Source organism: Franconibacter daqui (genome assembly GCF_014644275.1).
GTDB lineage: Bacteria > Pseudomonadota > Gammaproteobacteria > Enterobacterales > Enterobacteriaceae > Franconibacter > Franconibacter pulveris.
Map to the genome: position 1 here is coordinate 244,410 of NZ_BMKJ01000003.1, position 17,120 is coordinate 261,529.

Consider the following 17,120-nt stretch of genomic DNA (forward strand, 5'->3'; position numbering starts at 1 on the left):
TAAGCTGAAGAGAGCGTAAGCAGAACGGTGAGCTGGCCTGCTTTTTGCGATATGGACAAATGGTTTCCTTAATCTAGCTTCGGAGCACCGCTGACGATGGCCGAAACGCAAAACGATCCCCTGTTGCCGGGGTACTCTTTCAACGCGCATCTGGTTGCCGGGCTGACTCCCATTGAGGCCAACGGCTATCTCGATTTCTTTGTCGACCGCCCGCTCGGCATGAAGGGGTTTATTCTTAACCTGACCATACGGGGCGAGGGGGTGGTGAAAAATCAGGGGCAGGAGTTTGTCTGCCGTCCGGGCGATATGCTGCTCTTCCCGCCTGGCGAAGTGCACCACTATGGCCGCCATCCGGAGGCGAAAGAGTGGTATCACCAGTGGGTTTATTTCCGCCCGCGGGCTTACTGGCACGAGTGGCTGAACTGGCCGACCATCTTCGCGCACACCGGCTTTTATCGCCCTGATGACGCCCATCAGTTGCAGTGCTCCACGCTTTTTCAGGAGATAATCAACGCCGCGCAAGGGCCGGGACGTTACGCCGAACTGCTGGCGATTAACCTGCTGGAGCAGCTGTTGCTAAGACGGGTGGAAGCGATAAACGAATCGATGAAGGCGCCGCTCGACAACCGCGTGCGCGATGCCTGTCAGTACATCAGCGACCATCTGGCGGACAGCCATTTTGATATTTCAAGCGTGGCGCAGCATGTCTGCCTGTCGCCGTCTCGACTGTCGCACCTGTTCCGCCAGCAGCTTGGCGTTAGCGTGTTGTTGCTAAGCACGACGCGCATGCCGATTGCAAGCGTAGGGCGCAACGTGGGTTTTGAAGATCAGCTCTACTTTTCGCGGGTTTTTAAAAAATGTACGGGCGCCAGCCCCAGCGAGTTTCGGGCAGGCTGCGAATAAGCTAAACCGAAACTAAATGCTTTTACGAATGTCGTAACCGGTAACTTATTCAAAGCACGGATATCTTGACGCAGGTCAAGGCCGCCGGGAGAATCTTTTCTCCTCACTCAACCGGGTACGTTATGGAAGCCTTGCTGGAACATTTTATTACGCAGTCGCTCGCTTATTCGCTTATCGCCGTGGCGCTGGTGGCGTTTCTCGAGTCGCTGGCGCTGGTAGGGCTGTTATTGCCGGGTACGGTGATGATGGCGGCGCTGGGGGCGCTGATTGGCAGCGGCGAGGTAGGGTTTTACGAAGCCTGGGCGGCGGGCATTGTAGGCTGCCTGCTGGGCGACTGGATCTCCTTCTGGCTGGGCTGGCGCTTTAAGAAACCGCTGCACCGCTGGAGCTTTCTGAAAAAGCACAAGGCGCTGCTGGATAAAACCGAGCACGCCTTGCATCAACACAGCATGTTCACCATCCTGGTTGGGCGGTTTGTGGGACCTACGCGTCCGCTGGTGCCGATGGTCGCGGGCATGCTCGACCTGCCCGTCGCGAAATTTGTTCTGCCGAATATTATTGGCTGCCTGCTCTGGCCGCCGCTCTACTTTCTGCCGGGCATTCTGGCCGGCGCGGCTATCGACATTCCCGCCGACATGAAAAGCAGCGGCTTTAAGTGGCTGCTGCTCGGCGTGGCGCTGCTGCTGTGGCTGGCGGCATGGCTGTGCTGGCGCTGGTGGCGCAGCGGCAAAACCACTGACAGGCTGTCGCACGTCCTGCCGCGCTCACGCCTGCACTGGCTTGCGCCTTTGACGAGCGGTGTCGCGCTGGCGGCTTTTATCGCCATTCTGCAGCATCCGTTGATGCCGGTGTACCTTAATATCCTCGGGAAAGTCGTCCGCGGCGGACATTAAGGCGTTATGCCAAGTAGCGTCGAGGCGCTTGCTTTCCCGCTTGCCAGTTGAGCGGTATCGCCATCCCAGACGATGCGCCCATCCACCACCACTAATGAGCGCGGCGCAATGCGCGCCGCATCTTCAATGCTGTGCGACACCATCAGCAGCGTCAGGTGCTGTTCAACGCAAAGGCGTTCAAGCAGCGTAAGCATCTCCTGGCGCAGAGCCGGGTCGAGCGCCGAGAACGGCTCATCAAGCAGCAGGACCGGCTGCTGGCGTATCAGGCAGCGCGCCAGCGCCGCCCGCTGACGCTGGCCGCCCGAGAGTTCGCCGGGCAGTCGCTCAAGCAAATCGCCCATCGCCATTTCATGCGCGATATGCGCTACTTTTTCGCGCTGCGCCGCCGTCAGCTTCAGGCCCGGATGCAGGCCAAGCCCGATGTTTTCACGCACCGTCAGGTGATTGAACAGGTTGTTTTCCTGAAACAGCATAGAGACCGGGCGGGCGGATGGCGGCGTGCGGGTATGATCGGCATTATTCAGCCGCAGCGTGCCGCTCGCCGGCGGCAGGAAGCCCGCGATTAAATTCAGCAGCGTGCTTTTTCCCGCGCCGCTTGGCCCCAGCACCGCCACGCGTTCGCCCGCTTTGACCTCAAGCGAGAAGCGCATCGGCAGATGGTGATAAAGCCAGGTGAGATCAATCAGTGTCAGCATGACGCCCCGGGAGTTTTTCTATCAGCGTAAAGAGCAGGAAGCAGAGCAGCAGCAGGAGCAGCGCCGTTACGGCTCCCGCCTCGCTGCGGTAAGAGCCAATCTGTTGGTAAAGATAAAAGGGCAGCGTGCGGAAATCTTCATTACCGAACAGAGCCACGACGCCGAAATCGCCTATCGAAAGTACGCTGGCGAAAGCCAGAGCCTGCGCCAGCGGCCTTTTCAGCGCGCGAAATTCAATCAGACGCAAGCGGTTAACGCCGTGGATATCGAGCGACGCGCAAAGCGGGGCGTAACGGGCGGCCAGATCGCGCATCGGGTTTTCCAGCACCTTCAGCGCGTAGGGGATAGCCATCAGCGCGTTAGTGAAAATCACAATGCCGTCCGCTGATTGCGGCAGCCCAACGGTGCTGTTAAGCAGCAGAAAAAAACCGGTGGCGAGCACGATGCCCGGCATGGCGAGAATCAGCATGCCGCTCAGCTCAAGGCTCTGGCCCGCCAGGCGTCGCTCACGCAAATAAAGCTCGCGCGCGCTCCACAGCAGCATCATGGTCAGCGCCACGCAAAGCAGCCCGGCGGCGAGCGCGATGCGCAGCGACGTCCAGAGCGCGCGCCACAGCGCCGGCTGAAAAAGCGACTCGCCCGCGCTGCCCGTGAGCCCATCGGCTACCACCGCCAGCAGCGGCGGCAGTAGTAACAGCATAGCGAGAAAAATCAGCAGGCTATCGGTAAACCGGCTTAAGCGGGAATCTTGCGGGTCGCGCCAGCCGCGCAGTTGTGTCGCCCCAACCGGTATCGCTTTGCTGAGCTGCTGGCTTAGCAGCATCAGCGCAAGGCAGCAAATCATCTGCACCAGCGCCAGCAGCGCCGCCCGTCCCGGGTCGTAGTCGTAACTCAGCGCCTGATAAATGGCGAGTTCAATGGTGGTTGCCTGCGGACCGCCGCCAAGCGACAGCACCGTGGCGAAACTGGCAAAGCAGAGCATAAAAATCAGCGCGGCGGCGGGCGGAATTTGTCGGCGCAGCCATGGCCATTCAACGAGCCGGAAAAAGGCCCAGCCGCGCATGCCGAGCTGGGCGGCAATCTGGCGCTGCTCACCGGGGATATTTTCCAGCGCCTGCAACAGCAGACGGGTCGCCATCGGCATATTAAAGAAAACATGGGCCAGCAGAATGCCCGGCAGCCCATAGGGCGAGAAGCGCCATTCCACGCCCAGCAGGTGGCAAAGCCCGGCTATCCAGCCGCTGCGGCCATAGACGCTTAAGATGCCGAAAACGGCAACCAGCACCGGCAGGATAAGCGTCATGGCGCAAAGCCGCAGCAGCGCGTTGCGGCCGGGAAAGCGACGGCGATAGAGCGCGCGGGCGAGAAAAATAGCGGGCACGACGGAGAGCAGGGCAGAGAGAAACGCCTGCCAGAGGGAGAAGCGCACCACGCGCCACAGGTAACTGTCCTGCAGCAGCGCCGGAAAATCGATTTGCGGGGCGTTAAGCCAGAGCGCGGAGAACGCCGCCAGGGCGACCGCCGCCATCAGCAGGGCGGCGAGCAGCCCCGGCCACAACCAGCCGGGAATTAACGGCTGACGGCGCGAAGCCATTCGTTAATCCATTGCGTGCGCTGTTGCGCCACGACCTGCGGCGTAAATTCCAGGGACGTTTGCGGTTTTTGCAGGGCGTTGAAGCCTTCCGGCAATGCGACATCGGTTACCGGATACATCCAGTTTCCGGTGGGAATGGTGCTCTGGAAGGCGGGCGAAACCATAAACTTCAGGAATTTTTCCGCCAGCGCCGGCTGCTTGCTGGCGGCGGTGCGGGCCGCCACTTCAACCTGAAGGTAATGACCTTCGCTGAAGTTAGCCGCGGCGTAGTTCGCTTTTTTCTCTTCAATGAGGTGGTATGCGGGCGAGGTGGTGTAGCTCAGCACCAGATCGCCTTCCCCCTTCAGGAACAGGCCGTATGCTTCGCTCCAGCCTTTGGTGACGGTGACCGTTTTCGCTGCAAGCTTCTGCCAGGCCTGCGGCGCTTTGTCGCCATACACTTTTTGCATCCACAGCAGCAGGCCAAGGCCCGGCGTGCTGGTGCGCGGATCTTCATAAATAACACGCCATTTTTCATCGCCCTCCACCAGATCTTTTAAGCTTTTCGGCGGGTTCTTCAGCTTGTTTTTGTCGTAGACGAAGGCGAAATAGCCGTAATCGAAGGGCACAAACGTGTCGTTCTTCCAGCCGCCCGGCACGTTAACGGCCTCCGCCGCTACGCCGCTCGGTGCAAAAAGTTTCGTGGCGGCGGCGGCTTCGAGCAGGTTGTTATCCAGCCCCAGCACCACGTCCGCCTTGCTGTTTTTGCCTTCCATGCGCAGGCGGTTAAGCAGCGATACGCCATCTTCCAGCGCCACGAACTTCAGCTCGCAGCCGCAGTCGGCTTCAAATGCTTTTTTTACTTTCGGGCCCGGGCCCCAGTCGGCGGAGAAGGAGTCGTAGGTGTAAACGGTCAGAACGGGTTTGGCGAAAACGGGCGCGGCGACCAGCGCCAGCAGCGGAAGATATTTTTTAAGCACTTTGCACCTTTGAGCATAGGGGGCAAAGGATTTTGAGCGGTAGCCTCAAATCCCTTCGCCGGCGTTATCCGGATCAGGTTCGACGGGTATTATCTCAGCGCGCACGAACGGTGCGGCACCCCGTTGAGAACGGTTCATTGTAATGATTTGCTGAATGTTTCGAAAGGGTTACGGCTCCGGCGGCGCAAACCAGGCGGATTTAAAGTCAAACCACCCCAGCGTGTTCATACGCTGGCCGCGCATACTGCGCTGCCCCTGCAAAATCAGCCAGTGATGCACGAGCGGCAAAAGGTGCTGGCTTTCAAGCAGTTGTTTACACCATGTTGGTAAATCCAGCGCCCCGGCGCGCCAGCTTTCGGCATCCTGCTGCCAGTTCAGCGGCACGCATTTTTGCATCAGCGGCGTTTCATAGAAGTTCGCAAACAGTGAGAAATTCAGCGGCAACGTGAAGTTAACGCTGTTCAGCCACAGATCGCTTACCGTTTCACCCTGATGCCACTCAGTGTAGTCCACCTCGTTTATCGCTACTTTTACGCCCTGTCCGGCGAGCAGCGTCACTATGATAGCGCCGATAGCGCGGTTTTCGATATGGTCGCGATAGTAAGTCAGCGTTATCTTCTCAAGGCCTGCGGGGCGCTCAACGACGGCAGTTCGCGGCGCATGGTGCCAGCGCGGCAGCAGGCCATAAGCGGGGAACCAGTAGCGCTGATAGTGTTCTGCGGCGTGATAGAGAAAATTAACCGGAGAGAGCAGGTGGCTCAGCCACTGTCGCACCTGCGGATTTGCGCCCGCGGGAGAGCGGGAGTCAAAAAGCAGGTAGTAACATCCCTCTTCGAGGCGGCTTTCAACGGCTTTCTCGCCGCCGGTGGGGCCTTCAAGCTGGACGCTGCCGCCCAGCTCGTCGCCAATATCCGGCAACACCCAAAAGTTCACTTCATCAATCAGCGCCCGGTAGCCGAAGTAATCATCAAAAGCATGGATCTTGAGCTGATTGTTGTTATTACGTACCACGGCATACGGGCCGGTACCGATCGGTTTACTGGCGAAATGGGGCAGGGTTGTCCATTCGCGAGGCAGGATCATCGCCGCTACGCTGCCCAGCAGCCAGGGCAGCCATTCGTCTGGCTGGCTGAGATGAATATCAAGCGTCCACGGAGTAGGGGAGACGACATGGGAGAGATGGGAATAAAGCGGCAACGTATTGATGCGCTCAAGCGAACTGATGATATCGAGCATATCGAGTTCGCGGCCATGATGAAAATGGATGCCCGGGCGCAGGAAAAACCGCCAGTGCAGCGGGGACATTTTCTGCCAGTGATGAGCAATGTCCGCTTCCAGTTCCCCATTTTCCTCGTTTATGCGTGTCAGTCCGCTAAAAATTTGCCGCACCACGTGCGTTTCCGAACGGCGCAATGCGCTGCCCGGCAGCAGGTTCTGCAACGGACGATAGTACAGCACCCGCAGAATATGCCGCCCCTGCCGGAAGCTGCGCCCCAGATGAGAGATAAGCATCTGGCGCACCGCGGTTTTATCGCCGACTATCTGCACCAGCTGGTCGATTCTGTCCTGCTCAAGCAAATCTTCGGCGCGCTGTTGCTGGAGCGCGAGGCCGGTATAGAGAAAGGTTAAGCGTGAGCGCTTGCCGCGCCCGGCTTCCGCTTCCCATTTCAGCCAGCCTTTTTCCTGCATGGTATTGAGTAAGGTGCGCATGTGGCGGCGCGAGCAGTTCAGCAGCTCCGCCAGATCGTTAAGCGTGGTTTCCTGCGTTTTGCCATCACAGCATTGCCACAGGCGAATAAATTGCTGTTGCAGACGACCAGTGGACATAAAAGGGGAACTCCTCGCCAAAACTCATCAATTTATCTTTCCCTATATTACGCCAATAATTCTCTTCGATGAAAGCGAGGAGGCATTTATGAAACGGTCATCGGCATACACATTCTGGCAGCACTACTTTTTCGCAACGCAGGACGCTGGCGCATCCTGGCTGGCCCGCCTGAGCGCATCGCAGCGCTTGCAGATGCTGGACTCGGTGATGCAGTGGGAGGTTACAACCCCCGTTTCCCTGAAACGCCTCTCCCGCCAACATCGAGTGTAACTGAGTATTGGTGCTCTTCACCGGCCAGCAGTTTCTACTGCTGGCTTTTTTCGTTGTTGTTTGCTGAACTTATCCCCCGCCTTATTGAAAGGATGCATTTCAATGCTCTGGTTTTTAACCCAAGGCCGTCGCCTGAATCGGGTCTATGTCGCCTTTATGTCCGTGGCTTTTATGATGGGAGTTGCGGGCGCGCTGCAGGCGCCGACCCTCAGTCTGTTTCTTAGCCGTGAAGTGGAAGTGCGCCCGTTCTGGGTCGGACTCTTTTATACGGTGAACGCCATTGTCGGCATTCTGGTGAGCCTGTGGCTGGCGAAACGCTCGGACAGCCGCGGTGATCGCCGCAAACTGATTATGTTCTGCTGCCTGATGGCGGTGGCGAACTGCGTGCTTTTCGCCTTTAACCGGCACTATCTGACGCTGATTACCGCAGGCGTATTGCTGGCCTCGCTGGCGAACACCGCCATGCCGCAAATTTTTGCCCTGGCGCGCGAATACGCCGATAAATCGGCGCGCGAGGTGGTGATGTTTAGCTCCGTTATGCGCGCTCAACTGTCGCTTGCATGGGTCATCGGCCCGCCGCTCTCTTTTATGCTGGCGCTTAACTACGGCTTTACAACGATGTTCCTGATAGCGGCGGGCATATTTATTATCAGCCTCGCCATTATTACTTTCGCGCTGCCTTCGGTGGAGCGGGTGGAGCAACCGACAGACGTGGCGCTGACGCAGGTTAGCGGCTGGAAAGATAAAAACGTGCGGCTGCTGTTTATCGCCTCGATGCTGATGTGGACCTGCAACACCATGTACATCATCGATATGCCGTTGTGGATAAGCCAGGATCTGGGATTGCCGGATACGCTGGCGGGCGTGCTGATGGGCACGGCGGCGGGGCTGGAAATCCCGGCCATGCTGCTGGCGGGCTACTGCGTTAAGCGTTTCGGCAAGCGTCGGCTGATGGTGCTGGCGGTGGCGGCGGGCGTGCTGTTTTATCTGGGGCTTATTCTGTTTCACAGCCACGAGGCGCTGTTAGGGCTGCAAATTTTTAATGCGATATTTATCGGCATTATCGCCGGTATCGGCATGCTCTGGTTTCAGGACTTAATGCCGGGGCGCGCGGGTTCCGCGACGACGCTTTTTACTAACAGTATTTCTACGGGCGTGATTCTTGCCGGGGTGGTTCAGGGGGCGCTGGTGGAAAGCTTCGGACATTTTGCCGTTTATTGGGTCATTGCAGGTATTTCGCTGCTGACGCTTGTGCTGACAAGTCGGGTGAAAGACGTTTAAGAACGAGCGTCGCGACAATGGCGGATGGCGCTACGCTTACCCGTCTGCGTCTCTTAAGACAGGTGAAAACAAGATAATAAAAAAGGCGTCCGCAGACGCCTTTTTCATCACCCCATAAACGCGGGTTGCTTGTTCTCGTAAGCGGCAATGGCGCCTTCATGCTGCAGCGTCAGGCCGATGCTGTCGAGGCCATTCAGCATGCAGTGGCGGCGGAAAGCGTCGATAGTAAAAGCGTAGGTTTTCTCACCTGCTTTCACGACCTGCGCTTCCAGATCCACCTCGAAACGGATCCCCGGATTCGCCTTAACCAGTGTGAACATCTCATCCACTTCCTGCTCGCTCAACGTTACAGGCAGCAGCTGGTTATTAAAGCTGTTGCCGTAGAAGATATCAGCGAAGCTCGGCGCAATGACAACTTTAAAGCCGTAATCGGTCAGCGCCCACGGCGCGTGTTCGCGCGACGAACCACAACCGAAGTTCTCCCGCGCCAGCAGGATAGAGGCGCCTTTGTATTGCGGAAAATTCAGCACAAACTCCGGGTTCGGCTGTTCGCCTTTATCGTCCAGAAAGCGCCAGTCGTTAAACAGATGGGCGCCGAAGCCGGTGCGCGTGACCTTCTGCAAAAATTGCTTCGGAATAATGGCGTCAGTATCGACATTGGCGGCATCCAGAGGAACCACCAGGCCGGTGTGTTGCGTAAATTTCTCTGCCATGGTGTTCTCCTTATTTCATGCCGCGAATATCGGCGAAATGGCCGCTTACGGCGGCCGCTGCCGCCATCGCCGGGCTGACCAGATGGGTGCGTCCGCCGCGGCCCTGACGGCCTTCAAAGTTACGGTTGCTGGTGGAAGCGCAGCGCTCGCCCGGGTTCAGACGGTCATTGTTCATCGCCAGACACATAGAGCAGCCCGGCAGACGCCACTCAAACCCGGCCTCGATAAAGATTTTATCCAGCCCTTCCGCTTCCGCTTGCGCTTTCACCGGGCCGGAACCCGGCACTACTAACGCCTGGACGCCAGGGGCGACTTTGCGGCCTTTGGCGATTTCCGCCGCGGCGCGTAAATCTTCGATGCGCGAGTTAGTGCAGGAGCCGATAAACACTTTATCGATAGCCACTTCGGTCAGCGGCACGCCCGGTTTCAGGCCCATATAAGCCAGCGCTTTTTCGGCGCTGGCGCGCTCTACCGGATCGATGAAAGAGGACGGATCCGGAATAATATCCGTGACGGCGATAACCTGGCCTGGATTGGTGCCCCACGTAACCTGCGGCGCGATATCTTCGGCATTGAGCGTAACGACCGTATCAAACTGCGCGCCTTCGTCGGTTTTCAGCGTTCTCCAGTAAGCGACCGCCTCTTCAAAATCCTGACCTTTCGGCGCGTGCAGACGGCCTTTCACATAGTTGAAGGTGGTATCGTCCGGCGCGACCAGCCCCGCTTTGGCGCCCATCTCGATAGCCATATTGCAAAGGGTCATACGGCCTTCCATGCTCAGCGCCTCAATGGCTTCGCCGCAGAACTCTACAACATGACCCGTACCGCCCGCGCTGCCGGTTTTTCCGATGATTGCCAGCACGATATCTTTGGCGGTGATCCCCGGCGCGGCTTTGCCTTTTACTTCAATTTTCATGGTTCGGGCGCGGCCCTGCTTCAGGGTCTGGGTCGCCAGCACGTGTTCCACTTCAGAGGTGCCGATGCCGAACGCCAGCGCGCCAAACGCGCCGTGGGTCGCGGTGTGCGAGTCGCCGCACACAATGGTCATTCCCGGCAGAGTAATGCCTTGCTCCGGCCCCATCACATGAACAATGCCCTGATAAGGATGGTTCAGGTCATACAGCTCAACCCCGAACTCGTTACAGTTCTTAATCAGCTCCTGCATCTGAATACGCGCCATCTCGCCGGAGGCGTTGATGTCTTTCGTCTGCGTGGAGACGTTGTGGTCCATCGTCGCGAAGGTTTTACGCGGCTGGCGCACCGGGCGGCCGTGAGCGCGCAAGCCGTCGAAAGCCTGCGGCGAGGTCACTTCATGCACCAGATGACGATCGATATAGAGCAGCGGGGTTTCATTCGGCGCTTCATAGACCACGTGGGCGTCAAACAATTTTTGATATAAGGTCTTTGCCATGATTACACCCCTTCGGCGACATAGCGGGCAATGATGTCGCCCATTTCATCGGTACTGACTGCCTGACCGCCACGGGCCAGGTCGCTTGTGCGCACGCCTTCTTCCAGCGCGCGGTTAATGGCTTTTTCAATGGCCGTAGCGGCTTCGTCCGCCTCCAGGCTGTAGCGCAGCAGCAGCGCCAGCGACAGGATTTGCGCCACAGGGTTGGCGATGTTTTTACCGGCGATATCCGGTGCGGAGCCGCCTGCGGGTTCATACAGGCCGAAGCCTTGTTCGTTGAGGCTGGCGGAAGGCAGCATGCCCATCGAGCCGGTAATCATCGCGCATTCATCGGAAAGGATATCGCCGAACAGGTTGGAGCAGAGCAGCACGTCGAACTGAGACGGGTCTTTAATCAGCTGCATGGTGGCGTTATCAATATACATGTGCGCCAGTTCAACGTCCGGGTACTCTTTGGCGATTTCGTTAACGATTTCGCGCCACAGCAGCGATGTTTGCAGCACGTTCGCTTTATCAATAGAGGTCACTTTGTTGCGACGTTTGCGGGCGGATTCAAAAGCGATGCGCGCGATGCGTTCAATCTCGAAACGGTGATAAACCTCAGTGTCGAACGCTTTTTCGTGCATGCCGCTGCCTTCGCGGCCTTTCGGCTGACCGAAATAGATGCCGCCGGTCAGTTCACGCACGCAGAGGATGTCAAAGCCGTTGGCGGCAATATTGGCGCGCAGCGGGCAGAAGGCTTCCAGCCCCTGGTACAGCTTCGCCGGACGCAGGTTGCTGAAGAGCTTAAAATGTTTACGCAGCGGCAGCAGGGCCCCGCGCTCCGGCTGCTGGGCAGGCGGCAGATGTTCCCACTGCGGGCCGCCTACGGAGCCGAACAGAATCGCGTCGGCCTGCTCGCAGCCTTCCACCGTTGCCTGCGGCAGCGGATTGCCGTGACGGTCGATGGCGATGCCGCCTACGTCATAGCTGCTGGTGGTAATACGCATATCAAAACGGCTACGAACTGCATCCAGTACTTTCAGCGCTTGCGCCATCACTTCCGGGCCAATGCCGTCGCCCGCTAAAACTGCAATATGATAATTTTTAGACATCACACGGTTTCCTGATTGTGTTCTTTATTCTGTGCCTTGCGTTGCAACTCTTTTTCCACTTCGCCTGCGCGCCAGATATTGTTCAGCACGTGCACCATGGCGCGGGCGGAAGATTCGACGATATCGGTCGTCAGCCCCATGCCGTGGAAGCGGCGGCCGTTATAGTTGACGACAATATCCACCTGCCCCAGCGCGTCTTTACCGTGACCTTTGGCGCTTAAGCCATATTTCACCAGTTCAATGTTGTAATCCGTGATGCGGTTAATTGCCTGGTAAACGGCATCCACCGGGCCGTTGCCGTTGGCTGCTTCGGCTTTCACTTCGTCGCCGCACGCCAGCTTCACGGAAGCCGTGGCGATATCGTTAGAGCCAGACTGCACGCTGAAGTAATCCAGACGGAAATGCTCCGGCTCTTCCTGCTGCTTATTAATGAAGGCCAGCGCCTCCAGATCGTAATCGAAAACCTGGCCCTTTTTATCCGCCAGCTTCAGGAAAGCCTCATACAGATCGTCCAGGCTGTAGTCTTCTTCGTGATAGCCCATCTCTTCCATGCGGTGTTTTACCGCCGCGCGTCCTGAGCGGGAGGTCAGGTTCAGCTGCACCTGGTTCAGACCGATGGATTCCGGCGTCATGATTTCGTAGTTTTCGCGGTTTTTCAGTACGCCATCCTGATGGATGCCAGAAGAATGGGCGAAGGCGCCCGAACCTACCACCGCTTTGTTCGCCGGGATCGGCATATTGCAGATCTGGCTGACGGTCTGGCTGGTGCGCCAGATTTCATGATGATTGATAGTGGTATGAACATTCAGCAGGTTCTGACGCAGCTTAATGGCCATGATGACCTCTTCCAGCGCGCAGTTGCCGGCGCGTTCGCCGATGCCGTTCAGCGTCCCCTCGACCTGACGCGCTCCGGCTTGCACCGCCGCGATGGCGTTGCCGACGCCCATGCCTAAATCGTCATGGGTGTGCACAGAGATAATGGCTTTATCAATGTTAGGTACGCGTTCATACAGACCGGTAATGATATTGCTGAATTCAAAGGGCAGGGTATAACCGACGGTATCCGGGATATTGATAGTGGTGGCCCCAGCGTTAATCGCGGCCTCTACAACGCGGGCCAGGTCGTCGATTGGCGTGCGGCCTGCGTCTTCACATGAAAACTCTACATCATCGGTATAGTTGCGGGCGCGTTTGACCATATAGACAGCGCGCTCAATTACCTCATCCAGCGTGCTGCGCAACTTGGTGGCGATATGCATCGGCGAGGTGGCGATGAAGGTATGAATGCGGAAAGCTTCAGCGACACGCAGCGCTTCGGCGGCGACGTCGATATCTTTTTCAACACAACGCGCCAGCCCGCAGACGCGACTGTTTTTAACCTGGCGGGCGATGGTCTGGACAGATTCAAAATCGCCAGGGGAAGAGACCGGGAAGCCGACTTCCATAACGTCAATTCCCATACGCTCCAGCGCCAGCGCAATTTGCAGTTTCTCTTTCACGCTCAGGCTCGCCTGCAGCGCCTGTTCGCCATCGCGTAAAGTGGTATCGAAAATAATGACTTGCTGGCTCATAATTACGGTCCTTATCCTGTCTGAGGGCGCCTGCTACGAGCATAAAAAAACCCGCGCATTGGCGCGGGTTTCTGTATTTTGCTGATGGCTTGATGTCACTCAGTGGCAACCGTCGCCCAGCACTCTACCGCGCACAGTAAATGCGTTTAGTAGTAGTAGCGCTGCCAGACGAGTCGTGCGAATCATGAATCAAGCCTCGGAATCGGAAACTGTTAATCGGAATATGCTTTTAGTGGTACTTGATACGCAGGGAGGTGTCAACCCCTTAACGCAATGTTAAGGCTTTTCTCGCCGATCCGGACGAGAGTGATATTTAGCGTATTGTGCTAAAAATTCTCGCGTATGAAGAGATAAACGTTAGCGACGTCTCAGGCCTTATTTGTAATTTGTCGCATTTATACATACTTTTTATAAACTATGGTGTAATTGTGCTCGGTCTATCTGTTTATTTATCTTGATGATATACAAGATATAATTCGCTTCGTGAATATAATTTAATATATTTATTTTTGAGTTGCTGCTGTTTTGTTAAATACAGCGGGAATAGCGCGGTAACATTTTAATAAAGCTTAAATAACTATTCACCGGATGAATTCTTGTGAAGTTGCAGGTTTTATGATTTGATCTCGCCGCTTAAAAGAAAAAGCATCAATTAAGCATGCGAGAATCGCTTTTTCGTGTTCAGCCCTGCCAAAATTTTCATATTTCCTGATAAAGCTTTGGTTTTTTCTGAATTGTTGTCTTCGACCTTTTGCTTGCGATTGCTACATGTTAAACGAAATAGTTGTGGTGCTTCCTGGCCAAGGGAATTGATGAATAAGTGGAGTAGACTATGTCTGAGGATTATATTGAGCATCCGCCAGTACAAGAAGGTTTAAAAACACAATTACGCACGGTAGACCTTAATCTTTTAACCGTTTTTGATGCGGTTATGCAGGAGCAAAACATCACCCGGGCTGCGCAAATGCTGGGCATGTCGCAGCCTGCGGTCAGCAACGCGGTAGCCCGGCTTAAGGTGATGTTTAATGACGAATTGTTTGTTCGTTATGGTCGTGGAATACAACCTACCGCACGAGCCCATCAGCTGTTTGGTTCCATCCGTCAGGCGTTGCAATTAGTCCAAAACGAATTGCCTGGTTCAGGATTTGAACCCCTGAGCAGCGAAAGGTTGTTTAATCTATGCGTCTGCAGTCCACTGGATAATCTGCTTACCTCGCTTATCTATAATAAAGTTAATAACATTGCGCCTAATATCCATTTGGTCTTTAAATCTTCACTTAATCAGAATATCGAACATCAGTTACGTTATCAGGAAGTTGAATTTGTTATTGGTTACGATGATTTCCGTCGCCCGGAATTTTCCTGCGTGCCGCTCTTTAAAGATGAGATGGTATTAGTGTGTAGTAAAAACCATCCGCGTCAAAACGAGCTGACGCTTGAATCAAATATCTACCAGGAGCAGCATGCCGTTGTGGTGCTGGACCGCTATGGTTCGTTCAGCGCGCCCTGGTATAACACGCCTGAAAAAGAAGCCTGCATCGCTTATCAGGGAATGGCGATGACCAGCGTCTTAAACGTGGTGTCACGCACGAATCTCGTCACTATTGCTCCGCGCTGGCTGGCGGAAGAATATGAGCAAACATGGAATTTAGCCGTACTGCCGTTGCCTTTAGTACTGAATAACCGCACGTGTTATCTCTGCTGGCATGAGGCTGCGGGTAGAGATAAAGGCCACCAATGGATGGAAGAGTTGCTGGTTTCTATTTGCCAGCGTAGTTAATTTCAGCCAGAGAAAAACCGGGTGGTTTACGCTGCCCGGTTTTTCTGCTTTTAAGGTTTTTTTCAGCATATTCGACTGTCAGGGTCGCTATCCGAGGTCTTGTTTCGTTAAAAGCGACATTAATTTGATTTAACGCTGCAAATTGACCCTCTGACAACATTTCCATTCATCGCTTTTGCTTATATTTAGTGTTTCTTACCGTATCGCCTCGGTTTTTATCATTGTGTTCACCGCTACGGCTGGCCTTTGACCTGCGTTCGCCATTTGATTGCCTCATTTTCAACGGTTATGTTAGGGCCATTACTCAAATGATAAAAATGACAGGGCACGCTTACCTGTGACAATGACAGGGTGGAAATGATTTCTGCCGTCAGCCTATAAACACAAGCCTGGAGGCAAACCATGGAGATGTTATCAGGAGCCGAGATGGTCGTCCGATCGCTTATCGATCAGGGCGTAAAACAGATATTCGGTTATCCCGGAGGGGCGGTGCTGGATATTTATGACGCGCTTCATACCGTCGGCGGTATCGATCATGTGCTGGTGCGTCATGAACAAGCGGCGGTGCATATGGCCGATGGGCTTGCCCGTGCAACAGGCGAAGTGGGCGTTGTGCTGGTGACATCCGGTCCTGGCGCCACTAATGCGATTACCGGTATCGCGACGGCTTATATGGACTCCATTCCGCTGGTGGTGCTATCCGGCCAGGTGGCGACTTCTCTTATTGGTTATGATGCTTTTCAGGAATGTGACATGGTGGGGATCTCCCGCCCGGTGGTAAAACACAGCTTTCTGGTTAAGCAAACGGAAGATATTCCAACCGTACTGAAAAAAGCGTTCTGGCTCGCTGCAAGCGGTCGTCCCGGTCCTGTAGTGGTGGATCTGCCGAAGGATATTCTCAATCCGGCGAAAAAGTTGCCCTACGTTTGGCCTGAATCCGTCAGCATGCGTTCTTATAATCCCACTACGCAGGGGCATAAGGGACAGATCAAGCGCGCCCTGCAAACGCTGGTTGCGGCGAAAAAGCCGGTTATGTATGTAGGCGGCGGGGCGATTAATGCCGCTTGCGAAACGGAACTGCGCGCCGTAGCGGAAAAGCTGAATATTCCCGTTGCTTCTTCTTTAATGGGGCTTGGCGCTTTTCCGGGATCGCATCGCCAGGCGCTTGGCATGTTGGGCATGCACGGTACCTATGAAGCCAATATGACGATGCATCATTCAGACGTGATTTTTGCAGTGGGCGTGCGTTTTGACGATCGCACTACCAATAATCTTGCAAAATATTGTCCGAATGCGACGGTACTGCACATCGATATCGACCCGACTTCCATTTCCAAAACCGTGTCGGCAGATATCCCTATCGTGGGTGATGCTCGTCAGGTGCTGCAGCAAATGTTGGAACTGCTGGAGCAAGAAGAGGCTCAGCAGCCGCTCGATGACATCCGCGACTGGTGGCAGCAGATAGAACAATGGCGCGCGCGCCAGTGTCTGAACTATGACCGCGACAGCGGCAGCATTAAGCCGCAGGCGGTGATTGAGACGCTGCACCGTTTAACCCATGGCGACGCCTACGTCACTTCCGATGTAGGCCAGCACCAGATGTTCGCCGCGCTGCACTACACCTTTGATAAGCCGCGTCGTTGGATTAATTCCGGCGGCCTCGGCACCATGGGGTTTGGCTTGCCTGCGGCGCTGGGCGTTAAGCTTGCCTTGCCGGACGAAACCGTCGTCTGCGTTACGGGTGATGGCAGCATCCAGATGAACATTCAGGAACTCTCCACCGCGCTACAGTATGAGTTGCCGGTACTGGTGCTCAACCTGAACAACCGCTATCTCGGCATGGTGAAGCAGTGGCAGGATATGATCTATTCCGGCCGCCACTCGCAGTCTTATATGGAATCGCTGCCGGATTTTGTTCGTCTCGCGCAGGCTTATGGCCACGTGGGCATCGGCATCACCAAACCGGAGGAGCTTGAAAGCAAGCTTAGCGAAGCGCTGGAACATGTACGCAATAACCGCCTGGTCTTTGTGGATGTGACGGTGGATGGCACTGAGCACGTTTATCCTATGCAGGTCCGCGGCGGCAGTATGGATGAAATGTGGTTAAGCAAAACGGAGAGAACCTGAC

General features: G+C 55.7%; 15 protein-coding genes and 1 riboswitch. Of the genes, 6 read left to right on the forward strand and 9 right to left on the reverse strand.

What is annotated here, in order from left to right:
• Nucleotides 1–96: 96 nt before the first annotated feature.
• Together araC and IEX01_RS13360 are read left to right on the forward strand one after the other, a co-directional pair.
• On the forward strand, nt 97–903 hold the full coding sequence (gene araC / locus IEX01_RS13355; protein WP_188724017.1) for an arabinose operon transcriptional regulator AraC: 807 nt from the start codon (nt 97–99) through the stop codon (nt 901–903).
• Between the two features lie 122 nt (nt 904–1,025).
• The gene (locus IEX01_RS13360) at nt 1,026–1,796 is read left to right on the forward strand and encodes a DedA family protein (RefSeq protein ID WP_024558791.1); all 771 of its coding nucleotides are present in this window, start codon (nt 1,026–1,028) and stop codon (nt 1,794–1,796) included.
• Here the strand turns inward: IEX01_RS13360 and thiQ are convergent.
• The 4 genes from thiQ to sgrR form a co-directional block, all read right to left on the reverse strand.
• Entirely contained in the window at nt 1,793–2,491 is a 699-nt protein-coding gene (gene thiQ / locus IEX01_RS13365; protein ID WP_024558790.1) for a thiamine ABC transporter ATP-binding protein ThiQ, read from the reverse strand. The genes IEX01_RS13360 and thiQ overlap by 4 nt on opposite strands.
• Nucleotides 2,475–4,085: a thiamine/thiamine pyrophosphate ABC transporter permease ThiP gene (thiP, locus tag IEX01_RS13370; protein ID WP_028019951.1), complete on the reverse strand. Its 1,611-nt coding sequence runs from the start codon at nt 4,083–4,085 to the stop codon at nt 2,475–2,477. Before thiP ends, thiQ begins: the two co-directional genes overlap by 17 nt.
• Nucleotides 4,061–5,044 (reverse strand): thiamine ABC transporter substrate binding subunit, encoded by a 984-nt coding sequence (gene thiB, locus IEX01_RS13375; RefSeq protein WP_024558238.1) that lies wholly within the window; start codon nt 5,042–5,044, stop codon nt 4,061–4,063. Before thiB ends, thiP begins: the two co-directional genes overlap by 25 nt.
• 32 nt (nt 5,045–5,076) lie before the next feature.
• Nucleotides 5,077–5,177, reverse strand: a riboswitch (TPP riboswitch).
• A 35-nt stretch (nt 5,178–5,212) separates the two neighbouring features.
• Complete coding sequence (sgrR, locus tag IEX01_RS13380; protein WP_188724018.1) at nt 5,213–6,871, reverse strand: HTH-type transcriptional regulator SgrR; 1,659 nt, start codon at nt 6,869–6,871, stop codon at nt 5,213–5,215.
• Nucleotides 6,872–6,959: 88 nt separating this feature from the next.
• Here sgrR and sgrT point away from each other — a divergent pair, with 88 nt between their 5' ends.
• Together sgrT and IEX01_RS13390 are read left to right on the forward strand one after the other, a co-directional pair.
• Nucleotides 6,960–7,142 (forward strand): glucose uptake inhibitor SgrT, encoded by a 183-nt coding sequence (gene sgrT, locus IEX01_RS13385; protein ID WP_024558240.1) that lies wholly within the window; start codon nt 6,960–6,962, stop codon nt 7,140–7,142.
• Nucleotides 7,143–7,244: 102 nt separating this feature from the next.
• Nucleotides 7,245–8,423 (forward strand): sugar efflux transporter, encoded by a 1,179-nt coding sequence (locus IEX01_RS13390; RefSeq protein WP_024558241.1) that lies wholly within the window; start codon nt 7,245–7,247, stop codon nt 8,421–8,423.
• Between the two features lie 107 nt (nt 8,424–8,530).
• On the opposite strand, the gene leuD is transcribed toward IEX01_RS13390, so the two are convergent.
• The 5 genes from leuD to leuL form a co-directional block, all read right to left on the reverse strand.
• Nucleotides 8,531–9,136: a 3-isopropylmalate dehydratase small subunit gene (leuD, locus tag IEX01_RS13395; RefSeq protein WP_188724019.1), complete on the reverse strand. Its 606-nt coding sequence runs from the start codon at nt 9,134–9,136 to the stop codon at nt 8,531–8,533.
• 10 nt (nt 9,137–9,146) lie between these two features.
• Nucleotides 9,147–10,547: a 3-isopropylmalate dehydratase large subunit gene (gene leuC / locus IEX01_RS13400; protein ID WP_024560682.1), complete on the reverse strand. Its 1,401-nt coding sequence runs from the start codon at nt 10,545–10,547 to the stop codon at nt 9,147–9,149.
• A 2-nt stretch (nt 10,548–10,549) separates the two neighbouring features.
• Nucleotides 10,550–11,641, reverse strand: coding sequence for a 3-isopropylmalate dehydrogenase (leuB, locus tag IEX01_RS13405; RefSeq protein ID WP_188724020.1), 1,092 nt, complete (start codon nt 11,639–11,641; stop codon nt 10,550–10,552).
• Nucleotides 11,641–13,212 carry a 2-isopropylmalate synthase gene (gene leuA, locus IEX01_RS13410; RefSeq protein WP_188724021.1) on the reverse strand — a complete coding sequence of 524 codons (1,572 nt, stop codon included), beginning with the start codon at nt 13,210–13,212 and terminating at the stop codon, nt 11,641–11,643. The genes leuB and leuA overlap by 1 nt, the downstream gene beginning before the upstream one ends.
• A 99-nt stretch (nt 13,213–13,311) precedes the next feature.
• Nucleotides 13,312–13,398 carry a leu operon leader peptide gene (gene leuL / locus IEX01_RS21845; protein ID WP_125454223.1) on the reverse strand — a complete coding sequence of 29 codons (87 nt, stop codon included), beginning with the start codon at nt 13,396–13,398 and terminating at the stop codon, nt 13,312–13,314.
• A 646-nt stretch (nt 13,399–14,044) separates the two neighbouring features.
• On the opposite strand from leuL, the gene leuO reads away from it, so the two are divergent.
• Nucleotides 14,045–14,992, forward strand: a complete 948-nt coding sequence (leuO, locus tag IEX01_RS13420) for a transcriptional regulator LeuO (protein WP_024560681.1) — start codon at nt 14,045–14,047, stop codon at nt 14,990–14,992.
• Between the two features lie 402 nt (nt 14,993–15,394).
• Nucleotides 15,395–17,119, forward strand: coding sequence for an acetolactate synthase 3 large subunit (ilvI, locus tag IEX01_RS13425; protein ID WP_024558247.1), 1,725 nt, complete (start codon nt 15,395–15,397; stop codon nt 17,117–17,119).
• Nucleotide 17,120 lies beyond the last annotated feature (1 nt).